The sequence below is a fragment of the Fervidobacterium pennivorans genome (genome assembly GCF_001644665.1).
Classification (GTDB): Bacteria; Thermotogota; Thermotogae; order Thermotogales; family Fervidobacteriaceae; genus Fervidobacterium; species Fervidobacterium ngatamarikiense.
Window position 1 is genome coordinate 917,157 of record NZ_CP011393.1, and the last position, 19,512, is coordinate 936,668.

At 38.8% G+C, this 19,512-nt stretch carries 14 protein-coding genes; all 14 read left to right on the forward strand.

All coding sequences use genetic code 11. The features are described from left to right. Positions 1–5 precede the first annotated feature (5 nt). The gene (locus JM64_RS04310) at positions 6–845 is read left to right on the forward strand and encodes a carbohydrate ABC transporter permease (RefSeq protein ID WP_064011633.1); all 840 of its coding nucleotides are present in this window, start codon (positions 6–8) and stop codon (positions 843–845) included. Between the two features lie 148 nt (positions 846–993). After that, on the forward strand, positions 994–2,481 hold the full coding sequence (locus tag JM64_RS04315) for a glycoside hydrolase family 30 protein (RefSeq protein ID WP_064011634.1): 1,488 nt from the start codon (positions 994–996) through the stop codon (positions 2,479–2,481). A 47-nt stretch (positions 2,482–2,528) separates the two neighbouring features. Then, entirely contained in the window at positions 2,529–3,917 is a 1,389-nt protein-coding gene (locus JM64_RS04320; RefSeq protein WP_064011635.1) for an ABC transporter substrate-binding protein, read from the forward strand. A 278-nt stretch (positions 3,918–4,195) separates the two neighbouring features. Beyond that, a complete protein-coding gene (locus tag JM64_RS04325; protein WP_064011636.1) occupies positions 4,196–4,771 on the forward strand; it encodes a hypothetical protein in 576 nt (191 codons plus the stop codon). Positions 4,772–4,809: 38 nt separating this feature from the next. Further along, positions 4,810–5,958: a carbohydrate binding domain-containing protein gene (locus JM64_RS04330; protein WP_231882471.1), complete on the forward strand. Its 1,149-nt coding sequence runs from the start codon at positions 4,810–4,812 to the stop codon at positions 5,956–5,958. Positions 5,959–6,058: 100 nt separating this feature from the next. Next, positions 6,059–6,976: a hypothetical protein gene (locus JM64_RS04335; RefSeq protein ID WP_064011638.1), complete on the forward strand. Its 918-nt coding sequence runs from the start codon at positions 6,059–6,061 to the stop codon at positions 6,974–6,976. Positions 6,977–7,010: 34 nt separating this feature from the next. Beyond that, positions 7,011–8,399 (forward strand): ABC transporter substrate-binding protein, encoded by a 1,389-nt coding sequence (locus JM64_RS04340; RefSeq protein ID WP_064011639.1) that lies wholly within the window; start codon positions 7,011–7,013, stop codon positions 8,397–8,399. Between the two features lie 157 nt (positions 8,400–8,556). Then, on the forward strand, positions 8,557–11,505 hold the full coding sequence (locus JM64_RS04345; RefSeq protein WP_064011640.1) for an extracellular solute-binding protein: 2,949 nt from the start codon (positions 8,557–8,559) through the stop codon (positions 11,503–11,505). After that, complete coding sequence (locus tag JM64_RS04350; RefSeq protein WP_064011641.1) at positions 11,502–12,395, forward strand: carbohydrate ABC transporter permease; 894 nt, start codon at positions 11,502–11,504, stop codon at positions 12,393–12,395. Before JM64_RS04345 ends, JM64_RS04350 begins: the two co-directional genes overlap by 4 nt. Before the next feature lie 35 nt (positions 12,396–12,430). Continuing rightward, positions 12,431–13,303 (forward strand): carbohydrate ABC transporter permease, encoded by an 873-nt coding sequence (locus JM64_RS04355; RefSeq protein WP_064011642.1) that lies wholly within the window; start codon positions 12,431–12,433, stop codon positions 13,301–13,303. Positions 13,304–13,341: 38 nt separating this feature from the next. Further along, positions 13,342–15,381, forward strand: coding sequence for a YIP1 family protein (locus tag JM64_RS04360; RefSeq protein ID WP_197473458.1), 2,040 nt, complete (start codon positions 13,342–13,344; stop codon positions 15,379–15,381). Beyond that, positions 15,371–17,728: a DUF5696 domain-containing protein gene (locus JM64_RS04365; RefSeq protein WP_064011643.1), complete on the forward strand. Its 2,358-nt coding sequence runs from the start codon at positions 15,371–15,373 to the stop codon at positions 17,726–17,728. Before JM64_RS04360 ends, JM64_RS04365 begins: the two co-directional genes overlap by 11 nt. Then, positions 17,725–18,576, forward strand: a complete 852-nt coding sequence (locus JM64_RS04370) for a carbohydrate ABC transporter permease (protein ID WP_064011644.1) — start codon at positions 17,725–17,727, stop codon at positions 18,574–18,576. The genes JM64_RS04365 and JM64_RS04370 overlap by 4 nt, the downstream gene beginning before the upstream one ends. Next, positions 18,573–19,502, forward strand: a complete 930-nt coding sequence (locus JM64_RS04375) for a carbohydrate ABC transporter permease (RefSeq protein WP_064011645.1) — start codon at positions 18,573–18,575, stop codon at positions 19,500–19,502. Before JM64_RS04370 ends, JM64_RS04375 begins: the two co-directional genes overlap by 4 nt. Positions 19,503–19,512 lie beyond the last annotated feature (10 nt).

A 19,512-nucleotide genomic window follows, 5' to 3' on the forward strand; every position in this document is an offset into this window, starting at 1 on the left:
TAAGTATGAAGAAAAGTACGAGAAAAATTGTAAATACTATATTGGTAGAGACCGGACTTGTAGTATTCTCCATCTTCATGTTTGCTCCTATCTTTTTAGCTTTTACGATGAGCATTCAATCACCTGAATTCGTCTTTTCCTATCCACCGAAAATATTTCCACGAGGAATTCACTTTGAGAACTATTTGCAGGCGTTGAAGATGGTGCCATTTCTTAGAATGATGTGGAACAGCTTGACAATTGCTTTTTTCATAACTGTCGGAAAAATGGTAACCGGCATCCTTGCAGGATATGCATACGCCAATTTTAAGTTTAAAGGTGATTCTTTTACATTTGGACTTATATTTGCAACGCTCTATATTCCTGCAGAAATTCTTTTAATTATACCTCTTTTTCAGATTATAAGTGAACTCAACTGGGTAAACACATATCAAGCTATGATCGTCCCATTCACAGCAAGCGCAACAAATGTTTTTCTTTTTCAGCAACACTTCAAAACAATTCCAAGAGACTTTGAAGACGCTGCAAGAATCGATGGTGCCTCACCACTGCAGTACCTTATTAAAGTTGTTCTACCACTTTCTAGACCAGTTATAGGCGGAGCAGCGATTATTAACTTCACATATGCCTGGAATATGTATCTGTGGCCGATGATTGTAGCAATGAGAGATGACATGAAAACCGTTCAAGTGGCAATAAATATGATAATGAATGCAGAATCTTCCAACAATTGGGGTGTTATAATGGCTGCAACTATGATTGCACTTCTCCCAACGTTACTTCTCTTTTTCTCATTGCAGGATCTCTTCGTTAAATCCCTAGTTGGAACTGGCTTGAAAGGTTGAAGATATTCATTTGTCATCTCGAAAAATGATTCCAGTCACTTTGAAGCTTAGCTTAAGGAAAATAATAATAATATCTATGTAACATGTTACATGGTTATAATTAGACCACAGATGCACCGTTTCGAATTCAGTCAAGGAGTGTCGGTTTATGAGTAGGGCAAAAAGAACATTCATTAAATTCACACTTTTCATACAGATTTTGTTGTTAGTATCCATAGTAACATTGACTTCTTCAAATACACCCACAACTGTTTACAGCACAACTAAGGAGGTAAAAAAGGTGGAGAATTTAAACGTTCGCGTATGGATTACAACGGTGGATCAAAGATGTTTGCTTAAACAATTGGATATAAAGGAACAACTTGCGAACAATTATCAAGAGGAATACAGAATAGTTGTCAACAGTAACAAAAAATACCAACAGATGGACGGTTTTGGTGCGTCTTTCACTGATGCTTCTGCTTATCTTGTATATAACAAACTATCTCCGGAGAAAAGAAGAGAGGTCATGGAAAAGTTATTCGATAGAGAGAAGGGTATTGGTATTTCTTTTCTAAGGCAACCGATGGGAGCTACCGACTATACAACAAAGTTGTACAGTTATGATGACCTACCATCCGGTGTTAATGAGGACCCAGAACTGAAGTACTTTTCAATAGACCATGACAAAAAATATATCATCCCACTTCTCAAAGAAGCGATGGAAATAAACCCTGAACTAAAGATTATGGCATCGCCCTGGAGTCCTCCTGGTTGGATGAAAACAACAGGTAGTATGATAGGAGGTTCGTTAAGAAGGTCATATTACGGTGTTTACGCTCAATATTTTGTGAAGTTCATAAAGGCCTACGAAGCTGAGGGAATACCAATTTACGCTATTACTGTTCAGAACGAACCCTTATACGTGCCAAAAGAGTATCCTGGTATGAAGATGGATTGGGTCGAACAAGCAGATTTCATTGGAGAATACCTTGGACCAGCTTTTGAGAGCGCAGGTATCAAGACCAAAATCTTGTGCTATGACCACAACTGGGACAACACAACTTACGCCGCTTATGTTTTATCTCACGAAAAGGCTTCGAAATACGTAGCAGGTTCAGCATGGCATTTCTACGGTGGAAAACATGAAGCAATGAGCAAGATAAAAGAAATGTTCCCCGATAAGGAAATTTGGTTCACGGAAGGTTCAGGCGGAGATTGGGTGCCAGCATTTTTCAACGCATATATGGACCAAATGATGCATGTAATCAGAATTCCAAGGAACTGGGCAAAGACCGTTGTATGGTGGAATATAGCTCTCGATGAAAAAAGAGGACCAACAATCCTTTCAAACAGCACATGCAGAGGATTAATAGAAATCAATCAAAAAACAAATGAGGTCAAATACAACGTAGATTACTACACACTTGGTCACATAAGTAAATTTGTGTTACCAGGGGCATACAGAATAGATTCTTACACATATCAAGACAGACTCGAATCTGTTGCGTTTTTGAATCCGAATGGTTCAAGAGTCCTCATTGTCTCAAACAGAACTAATACAACTAAGAAAATTCAGGTTGTTGAAGATGGTTTGGAAATCTTTTCTTATGTTTTACCAGGATACGCATCGGCTACTTTTGTTTGGTACGAATGAAAGCGATAAATTGTAAGACTACCACACTTCCAAGGGAGGGATGAGCTATGAGAAAAAGTTTTTGGCTTATCATGGTGTTGTTAGTATTAAGCGCTTCGATTTTTGGAAAGGTAACGATTACAGCGGCAGTTTGGAGTTGGGATTTGGAAAAATACAAAAAGATCGCTGCAGAATTCACAAAGATTTACCCTGATATTGAAGTCCAGTTTGTTGTCAATGAACCAGATGTTAATGGCTTCCTAACCGCACAAGTAGCTGCTAAAAAGCCTTTACCTGATGTTGTTGTTCAATCATGGGAGGCACTCCCATATCCGGTTTCACAAGGATGGATTTATCCCGTCGACGAATTTCTGAAAAATGACCCTGACATTAGATACGTTCCAAAGGCACTGAAGGAAGCCTTCATGTACAATAATAAAACCTATGCGCTGCCCGAAAGATTGCACTTCCAAGGTATCTATATCAATTTGGATTTGCTTAGAAAATTGAACCTAACAAAGCCTCCGTATGAGTGGTCAGTTGAACAATTCAAACTATATTTGAGGAAATCAACCACAAAGGAATATTCAGGTATAAACCACCTGTGGGATTTTGATAACGTAATGGCTGCTGTCCTTAACAAAGATACAACATACTGGAGTTTCAACCCTACAAAATGGGAATTTGACCTTGTCAACGGTGGATGGTTACCAGCGATAAAACTACAAAAAGAATTAAAATCTATACCAGGGCTTGTATCGGATGATTTGAAAAACGACGAGCTAAGAAATAAGGGTGAAATGGATGATTATCAAAAGAAATTCGGAAAAGATGCAGATGCGTTTAGAGAATCAAAAGTCTTGACTGGGTTACATGGAACCTGGGACTGGAGTTGGATAAGAACGTTACCGTGGAAATTTGACTTTTACCCACTTCCACTTGATCCAAAGATAGGACTGCGGTTCCCAGTTCACGTTAATTATGCATTTATGACTTCCACAACCAAGTATCCAAAGGAAGCCTTCTTGTTCCTAAAATTCCTTACATACGATCCCAGGGGAGTCATTGCAAGGTTAAAAATTGATAACGCGAATGGTATTGAAAATGGTTGGAATATTGATTGGTTTATACCCGCAACAATGCATCCAGACGTTGTCTCTTACTTTGATTCCCTCAAAATTCCAGACGGAGTAAAGTGGCTGTTGAAGAAACTCGACAAAGCAGTTCGAGTGGATATGTGGAAAACAGTTCCCGGATGGGATCAAGCAACATGGGATGTGATATTCCCAGTTAGTGAAAAAGTAAGGAGAGGAGAAGTGCAACCAGAAGTTGTCGCAGCCGAGACGCAAGAAAAAGCAAACAAAATAATCAAAGAAGCATGGGTGGAATTCTCCAAGAAACTTGCGGAAATAGAAAAGAAATTTCCTGAGCTGAGAAAACAAATCGAAGGTAAGTAAGGTAAAAAGGTTATTAACCATCTTAAGCTCCCGCAAAAACAGGCGGGAGCTTTTTCTATTTAGCACAAGTAAGAATTTTTACAACAGCTTACCTTTTTCCTGACAAAAGCCCGCATTTTCGCCAATTTTGTATGAAACATGTTTCATGAGTATAATACAGGTGTTACTGAAAAAGTTTCACATTGTTACAACAAGTATGTTCTTCTTCAAATGAGTGGACGGCACTTTGGTGAGTTAACTTTTTGAAAACCCTAAAAAACTTTCAGGAGGTGGAAGGTATGAGGAAAGGCACAAGTTTAGTGGTATTTCTTGCGGTTGTTACCACACTTTTATTACTTTCGGCATGTGTTTCGATCCCATTTGAAAATCCACCAGTTCAACAAGCCGGTGAGTTACAGCATGTTCCAAATACAGAAGAAGCAACGGAAGTTCCACTACGACAATGGATGTACTATAACGCAACCTGGGATGGTAACAATTACTTCGCCTCTACACCATCAATCGATGCTAATGGATATGTAACAGCTACACGTAGTGATGCATCAGATAATAATAATCCGTGGAAAGCTCAGCTTATAAGATTTTATCCAAAGAATTATCAAAAGTACTATATCAAACTTTTGATAAAGGCTAACAAATCTGCGACAATTAAAGCCTATTTTGGTGCGGATCCGTACATACCAGAACTTGCTTCGGCTAAGGACGTTGAAGTTTCTACGACGGAAAAAGAAGTAGTTCTTGAATTTGGTCCAAAAGATTACACAGGTGCAAAGTTCTTGAAATTTTCTTTGGAATTTGCTCATGTTCCTGGTCTTCAACTTCAAGTAAAGGTTATTGGTGAAGCATTTAAATGATGTTCTTATCTACTAACAGTTAAAAGAAGGTGAATAATATGGCAAGATTCCCAAAGTTAGTGTTAGCACTCCTCACTGTTTTCTTGCTCTTTTCCTGCCAATTTCAAGAAAAAGTAGAAGCAGTTACAACAGTTGCTCAGCAGTCATCCGATGTATCATCCAATAGTATACTTAACAATTGGAACTTTAGATCAAATATTAAAAATGACCAAGCCAATGCTCCATTCGAATGGTGGATTTGGGAAGCAGCAAAGTATGGCGTCAGCGATGGAAAAGTTGATACTTACGGTGTAAAAGATGGTTATGCGTTTATTAAAGTTGCAAACCCCGGTACTGAAACTTGGCACATCCAGTTCAACCAGTGGGTCAAACTTAAGCAAAAACAGTACTACTTAATCTCCTTCAGAGCGAAGGCTGACGAACCAAGGAAAATCAACGTCAAGGTCCTTATGAACCATGATCCATGGGTAAGCTATTTTGCCGAAACCGTTGAACTCGGAAAAGAATGGAACACATATACGTTCTACTTTAAACACCCGGATAAAGCTGATGAAACCGTTAACTTCTGTTTTGAATTAGGTAAGGAAAAGGCTACTACAATCTATATTGCGGATGTTGTTTTGAAGCCGGTTGATGAATCTGAAGTACCCGAAGAATTCAGAGAAGAGCAACCAGAAACGGTCGAATACGAATTCGACGAAGAAGAACCAGATAACCTCGTTAATAACGGAGATTTCGCTTACAAAATAGTAAACGACCAAGGTAGTATGCCAACCGAATGGTGGATTTGGGAAGCAGGAAAATACGGAATCAGCCCTGCAAAGGTTGAAAGTTTCGGCGTAGAAAATGGTGTAGGATTTGTTCAACTTGCAAACACTGGTTTCGAAACTTGGCACGTTCAATTCAACCAGTGGGTGAAATTGAGAAAAGGCAACAGCTATATAATTTCGTTCAAAGCTAAGGCAGCGGAACCCAGAAAGATATGGGTTAAGCTTGTCCAAACAGGAGCACCATACGGTGTTTATTTCAGCCAAGAAGTTGACCTTACAACCGAATGGCAAACATTCATTTTCGAGCACACCCACCCAAACGATGCGGACCCTGTTGTAACATTGAGCTTTGAGCTCGGAAAAGACAAACCAACCACAGTCTACTTCGACGATATTTCAATAAGCCCAAAGAAATGAGAGTTCGCATTAACTGAAAACACTATCCGCTCTGGGTAACCGAACGTAGGTTACCCAGAGCTTTGGAGTAAAATCTCAAAATGATTGTGGAGGGAAGCATATGAAAAAGATAGTCGTGATAATTCTTGCTGTCTTGGTATTCGTTAACATTTTTGCTGGTTCTGTTCAACTCAACGGAAGAGTAGAATTTAACTACACAATAAATCCCGATTTCGAACTTGTCGTTTCAAATTGGTTCCCAGGTGATAATGCAGCGTATCTCGTTGTTACATCTGGTGGAACAGTGCTCGTTGTTGATGTAAAATATGCAGCACCGAATATAACAAGTATGTACGTCAACGAACTTTTCATACCATGGAAGGTAAACAACAACCTTACGGTGTTCTTTGGCTACAGAAATGTTGCAGATTACGATAGCTTTATGGGAAGTGGTGGTTCTTTTAAATGGGGGTATAACGGAACAGGAATTTTGTGGTACAAAAGCACACTGTCTTTCATCTACACATTCGGTGGTTTTATGTTTGATGTCGGAACAAATTTCGGGAATCCTTTAACGTTTGCACTTCTTATGAAAACTAACAATTTTTACCCACTTGGTTTAACGCTAAACGTTGTAGGAAAAGCTGATTTTTCCGAAGGTATGGTCGGTGCAAGGCTCACCTATCCACTAAGACCATTTACACTTTACTTAGCTGGCGGATACGATTATGTTAATGCAACAATCAAAGGTCTATTATTCGGTTTGGTTGGGGAAGTTGCAGGGACCAGCATTTCTGCAGAACTGGATTTGACAAATACTATTACAGATCCTATGGAAATCAAGTTGGCTGGCGATGTTAATTACAAACTTGAGGGTTATAAGGTAGGAGTTAGCGGAGATTATAACTTCAAAACGGGTGATTTATCTTTGGAACCATACATTGCAACGAAATTGGGAAATGCTGATGGCAAATTGCTTGTACGCTTTGAAGAAGATGGATACAAATACACAAAATTCACTGTAGGCTTCAATTTCTGACTGAATTCAAATACATCGGCTGGAGGTGTTTTTGATGCGTAAGTTTGTATTGGCTTTGCTTTTGATTTTCTTTGTGGTCTCCGCGTTTGCTAAAGCTACCATAACGGTATCTGTTTGGAGCTGGAATGTGGATAGATATAAAAAACTCATCGCGGAATTTAACAAATACTATCCGGATATTGAAGTAAAACTTGTCGTAAACCAACCGGAAGTAAATAGCTTTTTGACCGCACGTGTGTCTGCAAAGCAAGCTCTCCCAGATGTTATTGCCGAATCATGGGAACCTCTATCATACCCTGTTTCTCAGGGTTGGGTTTACCCATTAGATGAATTTCTTAAAGATGACCCGGACTATAGATATGTCCCAGAAAGTGCGAAAAACGCATTCAAGTATCGTGGGAAAACTTACGCCCTTCCGGAAAGATTGCATTTTGAATGTATAGTTCTGAATCTTGATTTACTCAAGAAGTTGAATTTACAACTTCCAAAATACGAAGAATGGACCGTCGACCTTTTCAAGCAGTACGCAAGAAGAGCCACAACTAAGGAATATTCTGGTATTAATCAGCTGTGGGAATTCGATACGTTTATGGCAGCAGTTCTCAGTAAACATACAACATTCTGGAGCTTTGACCCAGTGAAGTGGGAATTTGACCTTGTAAATGGTGGGTGGATACCAGCTATTAAGTTGCAAAAAGAGCTCAAATCAATACCTGGACTGGTCTCCGATGACCTTATAAATCAAGAATTGAGGAACCAAGGTCAACTCGATGATTATCAGAAAAAGTTTGGAAAAGACGCTGACGCTTTCAGAGAATCAAAAGTACTTATGGGATTTGAGGCAACTTACGATTGGAGCTGGCTACATACAGTGTCTTGGAACTTCGATTACTATCCTCTCCCATTCGATCCAAAGATAGGTATCAGACTGCCTGTTCATATCAACTATACGTTTGTAAGTGCAACAACAAAATATCCAAAAGAAGCGTTCCTCTTTGCGAAATTTCTTTCGTACGACCCAAGAGGTGTTATTGCGAGATTGAAATTGTATGAGTCTGAAGGCGTGGAAAGAGGAAGATTGGTTGACTGGTTTATTCCTGCAACGATGCACCCAGATGTGGTAAAATACTTTGAAACATTGAAGATACCAAACGGTATCAAATGGATGCTCAAAAACCTTGATAAAAGCGTTAGGGTCGATATGTGGAAAATAGTTCCAGGATGGTTCGAAGCAATATGGGACGTTATATTCCCAGTTAACGAAAAAATCAGACGTGGAGAAGTAACACCAGAAGCAGTTGCCGCTGAAACTCAAGAAAAGGCAAACAAAGTAATAAAAGAAAATTGGGCAATTTTCGAAAAGAAATTAATCGATGCGGAAAGGAAATTCCCACAATTGAGAAAGCAAATTGAAGGAAAATGAAGCTGGATAATCCCAGGTTTGATATGTAGCCTCCCCCGTTGGCTGAGATTCACAAAATCTTACTAACTCAGCCAACGGGATTATATATAAAGTAACCTCAACAGAAAAAAAGATGTACAGATGGGTAAACAAAAACAAAGCAAGGGGTTGATTATACGTGAAAAAAGTTCTGATTTGGTCTGGGATAATAGCTTTATTTATTATTGCTGCTATGTTGGTGCTTTATTTTTCAGGTAGAAGCGTCTATACGAAGTTCGTTGCTTCAATAGCCGAGCTGGTAGAGAAATCCACAAAGGCATCGAAGGATTTTGTTTCTATGTCTAGTTTAGAAGCTTATGAAAAGCTTTTTGAAATGAGATTTTCAGATTTAAGTAATTACGCGGTTTTTAATTTGGATTTCAAAAAGCCTGTTATTCTTGGAAACGATGAGGCAACAACGCTGATTCTTTCTGTTAATAAAGATGGTGAGTACGCTGTTGTGCTGAAATACAGATACAGTACTAACACAACAAGTAACGGAACTTTAGAGTTTGAGATCAATGGAAAAACTTACCTGGGAATTTTGGATAACTTCACATACTATGATTTCAATGAAAAGGTTTACGATAGATATGGTAACGAAATAACACCCGAGCAAAAGTCTTTTGAAAAAACTTACACGGCATTTATCAAAGATGCAAGTAGAATCTCCAAAAGTCCTCTCTTATTGAAACTAAACACAGGTGATAACCCTATCTCAATTAAAAATACCCGTTCACCAATAATTATAGAGGAACTTTATTTAGTTCCAAAATATTACCTTTTCAGTAGCAAGTCTTACGCGGAATACAAAAATTCAGAGTCTAATATTCCAAGCAACGATAACGTTCTAGTTATTGAGGCTGAAAATCTGTCATTCAAGTCTGACCCATTAATATCTGTAACCAACGAGCAAACCGCTTTGGTAACACCTTACGAAATTTTGAAAAAGAGGATTAACATCATCGATGAGAATACTTTTAAGCAATCTGGTCAAGAAATTTTTTGGACTTTCTATATAGACACCCCTGGTTATTACAAAATAGCATTCAGATACAAACAATCTATGAATAGAGGCATCCCAGTTTTCAGAAGAATTTCTGTAGATGGCAAAGTCCCGTTCAAAGAATTTGAGGATTACCCATTCCCCTACACAGGCTACAGCTGGAAAGACCACGTGTTAATGAGCGAAGAGAATAAACCTTTCGAAGTTTATCTTGATAAGGGACTACATATCCTCTCGCTGGAAGTTACCACAGGAATATATGAAGGAACTATCCGATTTCTGCAAGAAAGCGTGAAAAAATTGCAAGAGATAGGCTTAGAGATGCGAAAGCTCGTTGGCAGCAATTTAGACCCAAACCGAACATGGAACATAGAAAAATACATGCCAAATGCTATACCAGATTTGAAAAGTATCTCGCAGAGCCTGAGAACCCAACATGAAAAGCTGGTTAAAATTGTAGGCAAACAGGGACTACCATCGATTGCGGACATGCTCGTATGTGCTGGAATAATAGACAACACCCTCAGGAAACCAGAAAAATTGCCATTCTATATAGATGTCCTTAGTGAGGGAGCTTCTTCCATTGCTCAAAGACTTTCTGAACTTTCTATGAGATTAAAAGAACAGCCAATGGGTATCGACAAGATCTACGTCTTTCAAGGAAGTCTTGAAAAGTTCGCTTATCCGAAATCCACGTTCCTAATAACTGCTTACGAGGAACTTCAAAAATTATGGTTATCCTTGTTCAACAAAAATGAAGCTTATTCTATATATGAAAAGGTCGACGAAACAAGTTTGAGAGTTTGGGTAAACAGGCCCGTACAGTATGTTGAAACGTTGCAGTATTTAACAGATAGTGACTTCACAAGAAAAACAGGTATTAAAGTAATTTTTTCCATCATGCCCAATGAACAGAAACTCGTTTTAGCAAGTGCTGCAAACGCTGTTCCAGACGTTGCTATGAGTATCAGCAACTGGATACCTTTTGAACTTGCAATAAGGAATGCTCTTTTCCCACTTTCCTATTTCCCAGACTTCTTCAATTTTGTAGAGAAGAACATTAACATTGAAACACTCTTGCCAATGATTATTGATGATAAAATTTATGGAATAACGGAAACACAAAACTTCTACGTACTTTTCTACCGAAAAGACATTATCGAGAAACTGGGTATACCAATACCGGACACTTGGGACGATGTAAAGAAGATACTCCCTGAGCTCCAAAGACGAGGAATGAATTTCTATATCCCGATGTGTGAACAAACAACAAAGTATTTCAATACTACTGGTCCTTTCTTCTTCCAAAATAAAGCAAGGCTTTATACAAGAGATGGTATGAAAACAGCTATAAACGAAGAGAATTCAGTAAAGGCGTTTGAATTAATGACTGAACTTTTCGCAATTTACGGAATTCCAGAACAAGTTGCAAGTTTTTACAACTCGTTTAGATACGGCCGTATCCCCATTGGTGTTGGTGACTTTGGATTGTATGTAACTCTATTAAACGCTGCAGATGAAATTTATGGGCTGTGGGATATAGCTCCTTCACCAGGAGTTAAGGACGAGAGCGGACAAGTTTTAAGATACCAAGTTGCAGGAGATAGAGCTATTGTTATCTTCGCAAATTCAAATAAAAAGGAAAAGGCTTGGGAATTCATCAAGTGGTGGATGTCTAAAGACACGCAAGTCAAATTTGCAAGGATGATGGTCAACAGATACGGTCCGACTTACCTTTGGAATACAGCCAATATAGAAGCATTCAAGGAACTCGATTTTATAGATGAAAAACACAAGAGAGTCATTCTCGAACAATGGAGATGGATTAGAGAAATTCAAAGGCATCCGGGTGGTTACATGGTTGAAAGGGAAGTAAGCAACATATGGAACAGCGTTGTCATTGAAGGTAAACCACTTAGAACATCAATCGACAGGTCCGTGATACTCATAAACAGAGAACTGGAAAGGAAACTTACAGAGTTTGGTTACATAGTCAATGGAAAGAAGGTCAAGGATTACAAGATGTATGAAAGTATGGAAGAGTTCTTAAAGACTGTAGTAAATCGAGGTGAAACAGAATGAGAATAAGTTCGAAAAAAGACCGTGGACACTGGCTTTTGTTGTCACCATATTTGGTTTTATTTATTGTATTCATAGCACTACCAGTTGCTGTCGCGATATACCTTTCATTTACCTATTTCAACGCAATTGAAAAACCCAAGTGGATAGGTATACAAAACTACATCACGCTCATCACACGGGACACGCTCTTTATGCAAAAGGTTTTACCAAACACTATAAAATACGCCTTGATTGTTGGTGTTGGTGGATACATTCTTTCATTTATATTAGCCTGGCTTGTGGCTCAACTTACAAGGATACCAAGAACAATATTCGCTTTGATAATTTATTCTCCTTCTCTAACAGCGGGTGTCACGATGTCAGTAATTTGGCGGGTACTTTTCAACGGTGACCAACAGGGCTACTTGAATGCTCTCTTACTCAAGCTTGGAATTATAGACAAGCCAATACAGTGGTTACAATCTCCACAACATTTGATGGATATTATGATTCTCGTTTCGCTCTGGAGTAGTATGGGGGTAGGGTTCTTAGCAATGCTTGCAGGTATATTAAATGTCGATGAACAACTTTACGAAGCAGCATACATAGATGGTATAAAGAACAGATTACAGGAAATTATATACGTTACTATACCTGCCATGAAACCACAAATGCTTTTCGGAGCGGTGATGTCAATAGTGAATACATTTACTTCTGCAGGCATTGGAGTTGCGCTCTCTGGCTCAAATCCAACCCCACAATACGCCGGGCAATTAATCGTTAACCACATCGAAGATTACGGTTTTCTAAGGTATGAAATGGGATACGCGGCAGCTCTCTCCGTTGTGTTGCTTTTAATTATCTGGTTCTTCTCAAGAATCGCGTGGCGCTTATTTGGAGAGCGCGACTAAGTAAGTAAAATTGCTAGAAGTTAGGGGGAGAAAGTATGGCAAAGTTCACTACAAAAACGAATCCAAGATATTTCCATAAAAGTCAGCTGAAATTCTATTTTATCTTGGCGCCCATAGCTATTTTTATGATGTTGCCCATAATTTTCATCTTCTCACAAGCGTTCAAGCCAGTTGACGAATTGTTCCTCTATCCTCCAAGATTTTTCGTTAGAAGACCAACACTTGCTAACTTCTATGAATTATTCCAAATCACCCGGGCTTCAACGATACCTGTATCTAGGTATCTAATGAATAGCATATTGACCGCTTTTTTCACAGTGCTTTTTACAATAATCATCTCTGTCTTTGCAGGATATGCACTCTCCAAGAAGCAATTCAAAGCCAAGAATTTACTCTTTACCATAAATAATCTTGCGCTCATGTTTGTTCCCATTGCTGTTATTATTCCAAGGTATTTAATAGTTCAAAAGCTTGGGCTTATAGATACGTTTATAATCAACATTCTCTCACTTCTGGCAATGCCAATTGGTGTCTTTCTTGTAAAGCAGTTTATAGACCAAATTCCTGATGCGCTTATCGATGCGGCGCTTGTTGACGGAGCAAACGATTTCCATATAATCTTCAATATAATAATGCCACTCTTGAAACCAGCTATATCAACAGTAGGCATTTTGGCATTTCAAGTTGCTTGGAACAGTGCAGAAGCGTCAACTTACTACATAAACAACGAGAATCTAAAAACGTTCGCATTCTATGTTTCCAACCTTACCCAAACAACGGGTAACACGGTGGCGGGTCAAGGAATAGCTGCTGCAGCTGGTCTAATAATGTTCGTTCCAAATTTGATACTTTTCATAATTATGCAATCAAGAGTTATGAATACGATGGCATACAGTGGCTTGAAATAATGGATACTCAAAGTTTTTTGTTGGGTGGTGTGAAAATCGTGCGAAGCAAGAACAAAAAGAACAAATCAGGGTTGAAAAACGCTACCAAACTTTTCGGAGTTTTGCTTGTACTTTTCATGTTATACAATCAACTCTTTGCCGTTAACAGTGCATTTCTCACTTACACAATTTCAGGTAAAAACGAGTGGAAAATAACTCAAGATGCATATGTTGTGAGTGAGGTACTCTTCAAGGATTTAGACCTCTACTACCCCGAAGATATCTTCATAAAGGACAACAAAATGTACATTGCCGATTCAGGCAATGCGAGAATTGTCGTTTTCGATATGGTAACCAGGGAAGCAACTTACGTGGGCGATATGTCTTTGTTTCAACCGACAGGAGTATTTGTTGATGACACATACATTTACGTAGCTGACCCTGGCACATCAGAAATTGTGATATTTGATAAGTTGGGTAAGGAAATAAGAAGGTTGGGTAGACCTACGAATCCTCTGTTCGGAGAGACTGCGAATTTTAAACCAAAAAAGCTTGTTGTTGATAAGCGAGGGAATTTCTACATTGTAAGCGAGGGAACATTCGAAGGTGTTATACAGCTAGACCAAAATGGTGAGTTTCTTGGTTACTTTGGCGCAAATACCGTTGGAATAACATTTTTGGACAAATTCATAGACATATTCTACACCAAGGAACAAAAAGAGAAGTTCCTAAATAGGATTCCAAAACCTTATACCAATATCACAATAGATACCAAGGGACTTATCTATACAGTAACCCAGAAAGAGCATGGGAGTGCTATTAAAAAGCATAACACTATAGGTTTAAATATACTTCCTCCATCTAAAGAAGGTAGGATGGTGGACGAACCAAACTTCATAGATATTGCCGTAGATACACATGGAAGGATATTCGCATTAACTGAGACAGGACTCATTTACGAATATGATTCTGAAGGTAACCTGTTAGTTTCGTTCGGTGGTCGTGCTATTGCTACGGAAAGAAACGGATTGTTTACCGTAGCATCTGCAATTGCCGTAGATGACGAAGGTAAGGTTTACGTTCTTGACAAAGAGCGAGGACTTGTCCACGTCTTTAATCCTACTCAATATATTCACACCCTCCATAAAGCACTCGAACTTTATTCTCAGGGGAAATATCTTGAGAGCAAAAAACTCTGGGAAGAAGTTATGATATACGATGGTTATTCCAAAATCGCTCATTACGGACTTGGAAAAGCATATTTCCAAGAAGGAAATTACAGAGCTGCAGCAGAGGAATTTAAAAAGGCTTATGCAAAAAGGGATTATTCAGATGCTTATTGGGAGATTAGAAACGAATTCTTGCAAAAGAATGCAGGGAGCGTATTACTGGCGTTTATAATACTAATAGTTCTTTTCGTGCTACTGGATGAGTTGTCAAAACGTGGGGTAATCAAAAAAAGAGCCACAATTAAGTCTAAGCTATTAAGTGATATACTCTACATTAAAAACATATTGAGACATCCACTTGACACTTTCTATTACATCCAGAGAAGAAAGCATGGGTCTGTGCTTTCAGCCACCATCATTTATCTGCTCTTCTTCTTGGTAATACAATTTGATTATTTTGGCAGAAGCTTCATCTTTAACTTAAACGTCCAAGATAGGTCCGTTGGATTTGTTCTACTTGCCAGTATTGCTCCAACAATGCTGTGGGTTTTTGCGAACTACTTAGTTAGCTCTATTAACGACGGTCGTGGAACATTGAGGGACATTTATATATTCACTGCCTACAGCTTTGCCCCTTACATCCTTTTCCAGCCGTTTGTAATAATGCTTACTTACGTACTCACTTACAACGAGGCGTTCATAGTATCTTTTGCCTCAATAATTCTCATAGCCTGGTCTGCTGTTCTACTTTTCACTGGTGTCAAAGAAGTCCATGATTACGGTATTAGAGATACGGTAAAAAGCATACTACTTACTTTTGTTTGGATATTTGTAATTATACTCGTCTACTCAATAGTTTACATGCTTTGGGACCAACTCGTTCAAACTGTCTACGCGATTGTCCAGGAGGTGCTCTACCGTGCAAGATAAACAATACAAAAGATTCAAGAATGTTTTCAGGAGAGATAAATCGTTTCTATCAACAATCGTCCTTGTTATTTTAGTCGTGTTCTTCCGTCCTCTTTTTGCACAAACAATCGGAAATGATTATCTTTCAAACAGGTTTACAAGACCTGAAGTAACCGCACTCGTCAAATCACCGTTTACACTTGAAGGATATGAAAAGATAGCTGAGAGTAGATATTTGGAACTATGGATGGATTTAACAGCTACTTCTGTTCGGGTTGTTGACAAAAGGTCCGGATACATATGGGGAGATGTACTAGAAACGACAGACGCTTACAACGAGATGAACCCTACGTACCAACTTATAGCAAAGTCTCTTGTGCTTTTGGAATATTTTGATGAACGTGGTATATCAAATGTGATAGGCTCTGCAGACGAAAATGTTAAAAAGCATTGGAAAAGAATCGACAACGGAATAGTTTATTCCCTGTATTTTGAGTCACTTGAGATAGGCTTCGATGTACGTATAACTCTCAAGGATGATACTGTAAAATTCGAGTTGCCCCAAAACACTATAAAGGAAGGAAAGAAATTTACGATAGCGTCCGTAATGTTTACACCTTTCTTAGGGAGCACAATAGCTGACGAAATCAACGGATATGCATTCGTCCCAGATGGCCCAGGTGCTCTGATAAGGTTCTCAAAACCAGCCCATTATCTAAACTGGTTTGAAAAAAGGGTTTACGGTAAGGACTACGCTATAGAAAACTTGGTAACCGTCAATGACTTGAGAGCAAGAAGACCAAATGACTTCTTAAGAGAAGAGCCAACGGCATTTATCCCAGTATTTGGAATTGTTCATGGCGTAAATCAAAACGCTCTCTTTGGAGTTATTACTTCTGGACAAGAATATAGCGCTATAGTTTCGTATCCAAGTGGTATTTTAAGTAAATATAACTGGACGTCTGCAAAATTCATCTACAGACAGAAATACCTCCAACCGACAACAAGAAGTGGTGCTGGAATACAGGTGGCTCAAAAAACCCGGAATAAGTTCGATGCGGTTCTTGAGATTTCTTTCCTCACAGGTTCAACGGCAAACTATGTAGGTATGGCTAAGTACTATAGAGAAAAGTTTTCAAATGAATTATTCGGGAACAAAAATGTGTCCACTACACAACTCAACTCAACAATAGTTGAAGATATACCCCTTTACGTAAGCATCATTGCCTCGGACATTGAAAAGATGTTGATAGGTCATAAGGTTATAGCTATCTCTTCTACAGAGCAAATTAAGCAAATCCTTTACGAACTAACGAGCAAGGGTATCAACAAGATCGTACTTTTGATAGAAGGCTGGCAAGAAGGGGGAATCCACGGGAACAAAGTAGGAAAGTTTGGATTGGAAAAGAAAGTTGGTGATTTCAAGGAACTTTTGAGGCATATTGTTGATTTCAACACAAAGAACAAATCCAACGGTAAAAGAGTCGAACTCTTTTTTGTTGACAACGTGACAAGGGTAACCGAAAAACAACTGAACCTCAGAAAAGAAGTTGGTTTGAACCTTTCGCAATCCATAATCTCTGAAGAAAGGGATAACAAAGACCTTTGGCTGTACAAGAGCTACTATGTAAGAATAGACCTCGCCTCGAGATATCTTTTGATGCGTGCATCAAAACTTTCGCAGCTTGGTTTTAAAAATTTCGCAGTTAAAGAATTTGCGAACAAACTCTACGGTAATCTCAAGATAGGCTCGGAAATATACCGTTCGGAAGCTAAAAGAATTGTCGAGCAAACGTTGAACGAGGTAGCCTCAAAAACGGATAATGTAATCCTATTCGAACCAAACGACTATGCATGGAAGTATTCCACAACTATTGGGGCTGTTCCGATGAACGCCAGTCAGTATCTTTTTGAAACGGATACCGTTCCTTTCCTACAAATTGTATTAAGTGGTAGATTAAATTACTTCACACCATATATGAACAATGGGTTCTTCTCAAAGATGGATGTTCTGAAAGCCATAGATTACGGTGCGTATCCTTCGTTCTTAGTATCTTGGCTTGATAACGCATCTTTGAAAGACACACCGTTGTGGGATTACCCATCAACTCGGTACGAGGATTGGAAAAACAAAATGGTGGAAATATATAATACAATCAATAGTGCTCTCAAATATGTAAAAGGTTCAACTATAACAGATCGCATAGTGATAACGCCTGGAGTGGTGAAAGTAAGTTATAGTAACGGGTATGAAATATACATCAATTACACGAACAAAGAATTTAAAGACGGTCTAGTGGTTGTACCCGCTGAATCATTCAAGGTTGTTAAAGCTAACAATCCTACAAATGGAGTTGATTCCAAATGAAGAGAAGCACAAGAAGAGCACTTGCTGGTTACATGTACACATTGCCCTGGATAATAGGCTTCGCTGTTTTCACAGCTTATCCGTTCTTTTACTCACTCTACTTGAGCTTCTTTAACGTCAATTTTACAGTTGATGGAATTGAAGCTACATTTGTTGGATGGAAGTACTACATCTACGCCTTCAGAACAGACCCAGCGTTCCCGATAAATTTCTGGAACACGATAATCAATATCGTGTTATCCACGCCTTTAATCATCATATTCTCACTGATAGTTGCAATACTACTCAATAGAAAACTTGTAGCGAGGGCATTCTTTAGACTGCTTTACTTCTTGCCAGTCGTCATTGTAAGTGGTCCTGTTGTGGCTGAGCTTGTCGCAAACAACGCGGCAAGTATAGTTGACCCGAGAAGGTACTTCATATACAGATTCTTCCAAATGATACCGAACACGATAAGCTATCCGTTTTTATACATGTTTAATAACTTGGTGTTGATTCTCTGGTTCTCAGGCGTACAGATTATATTCTTCCTCGCAGGGTTACAGAAGATAAGCAACAGCATATACGAGGCTGCTCAGATAGATGGAGCAAACGACTGGGTTATCTTTTGGAAGATAACACTACCCCTTATAAAACCATTTGTCTTGGTGAACACGATTTATACCATTGTTGACCTTGCTTCATTCGCAAACAACGCAGTTAATACAAGTATAACTCAACATATGTTTGACATAGACAAGCCGTACTCATACTCCGCTGCCTTATCTTGGATATACTTTGCAGCAGTTATGCTGATTCTTGGTATCGCGTATCTGTTGTTACGCGAAAGGAGGAAGACAAGGATATGAAAATGTCAAAGAATAAAGAAAAGAAATTCCGCGTTTCTTATTACAAGACATTCAAAGAGCCTGCGACGAAAACCATAATATATGTTGTTTTAATAGGCATTGGTTATGCTTACCTTTACCCATTGCTATACATGATTACTTCATCCTTTATGAGTGTCGAAGATTTGGTCAATCCAACGGTTGTTTGGATACCGACTAAACTTACTCTTGACAATTTCGTTAGGGCTTGGAAAGTATTGGAAATGCCCAAGGCATTGTGGAACAGTGTTTATACGTCAGTTATACCTGCACTAGCACAGAGTTTGATAACAGCCCTCATTGCATATGGTCTTTCGCGTTTTGAATTTCCACTCAAAAGATTCTGGATTGTTTTAATGCTTGCGACATTTTTGATACCGACGCAAGTTACTTTGGTTACCAAATACGTATTGTTCAGCACGCTGAGGTTGACTGATAGTATCTTCGCAACGTTCTTGCCAGCGATTTTTGGACAGGGTATTAGAAGTGCTATCTTCATACTTCTTTATCTCAACTTCTTCAACATGCTACCAAAAGCGTTCGATGAGGCAGCTGAGATTGATGGTGCTAATACATTCCAAATCTTTTACAAAATCATACTTCCACTTTCTTTGCCTGCAATCGTGACAACGTTTATTTTCTCATTGGTTTGGTATTGGAATGAAACTCTGTTGTCAGGCCTTTTGCTTGGAAATAAGATTAAAACTCTCCCATTGGAACTCAGGGACTTCGTTGTGAGATACGCTGTCATGTTTCCAACCGCCGATGGTAGCGCAGCAAATAGAATCAATGAGGGTATAAGAATGGCTGCGACTATGATAACAATTCTTCCACTGTTGATAACTTATTTGTTCCTCCAAAGGCAGTTCGTAGAAAGTCTTGAGAGAACGGGAATCACCGGTGAATAAAGATAAAACG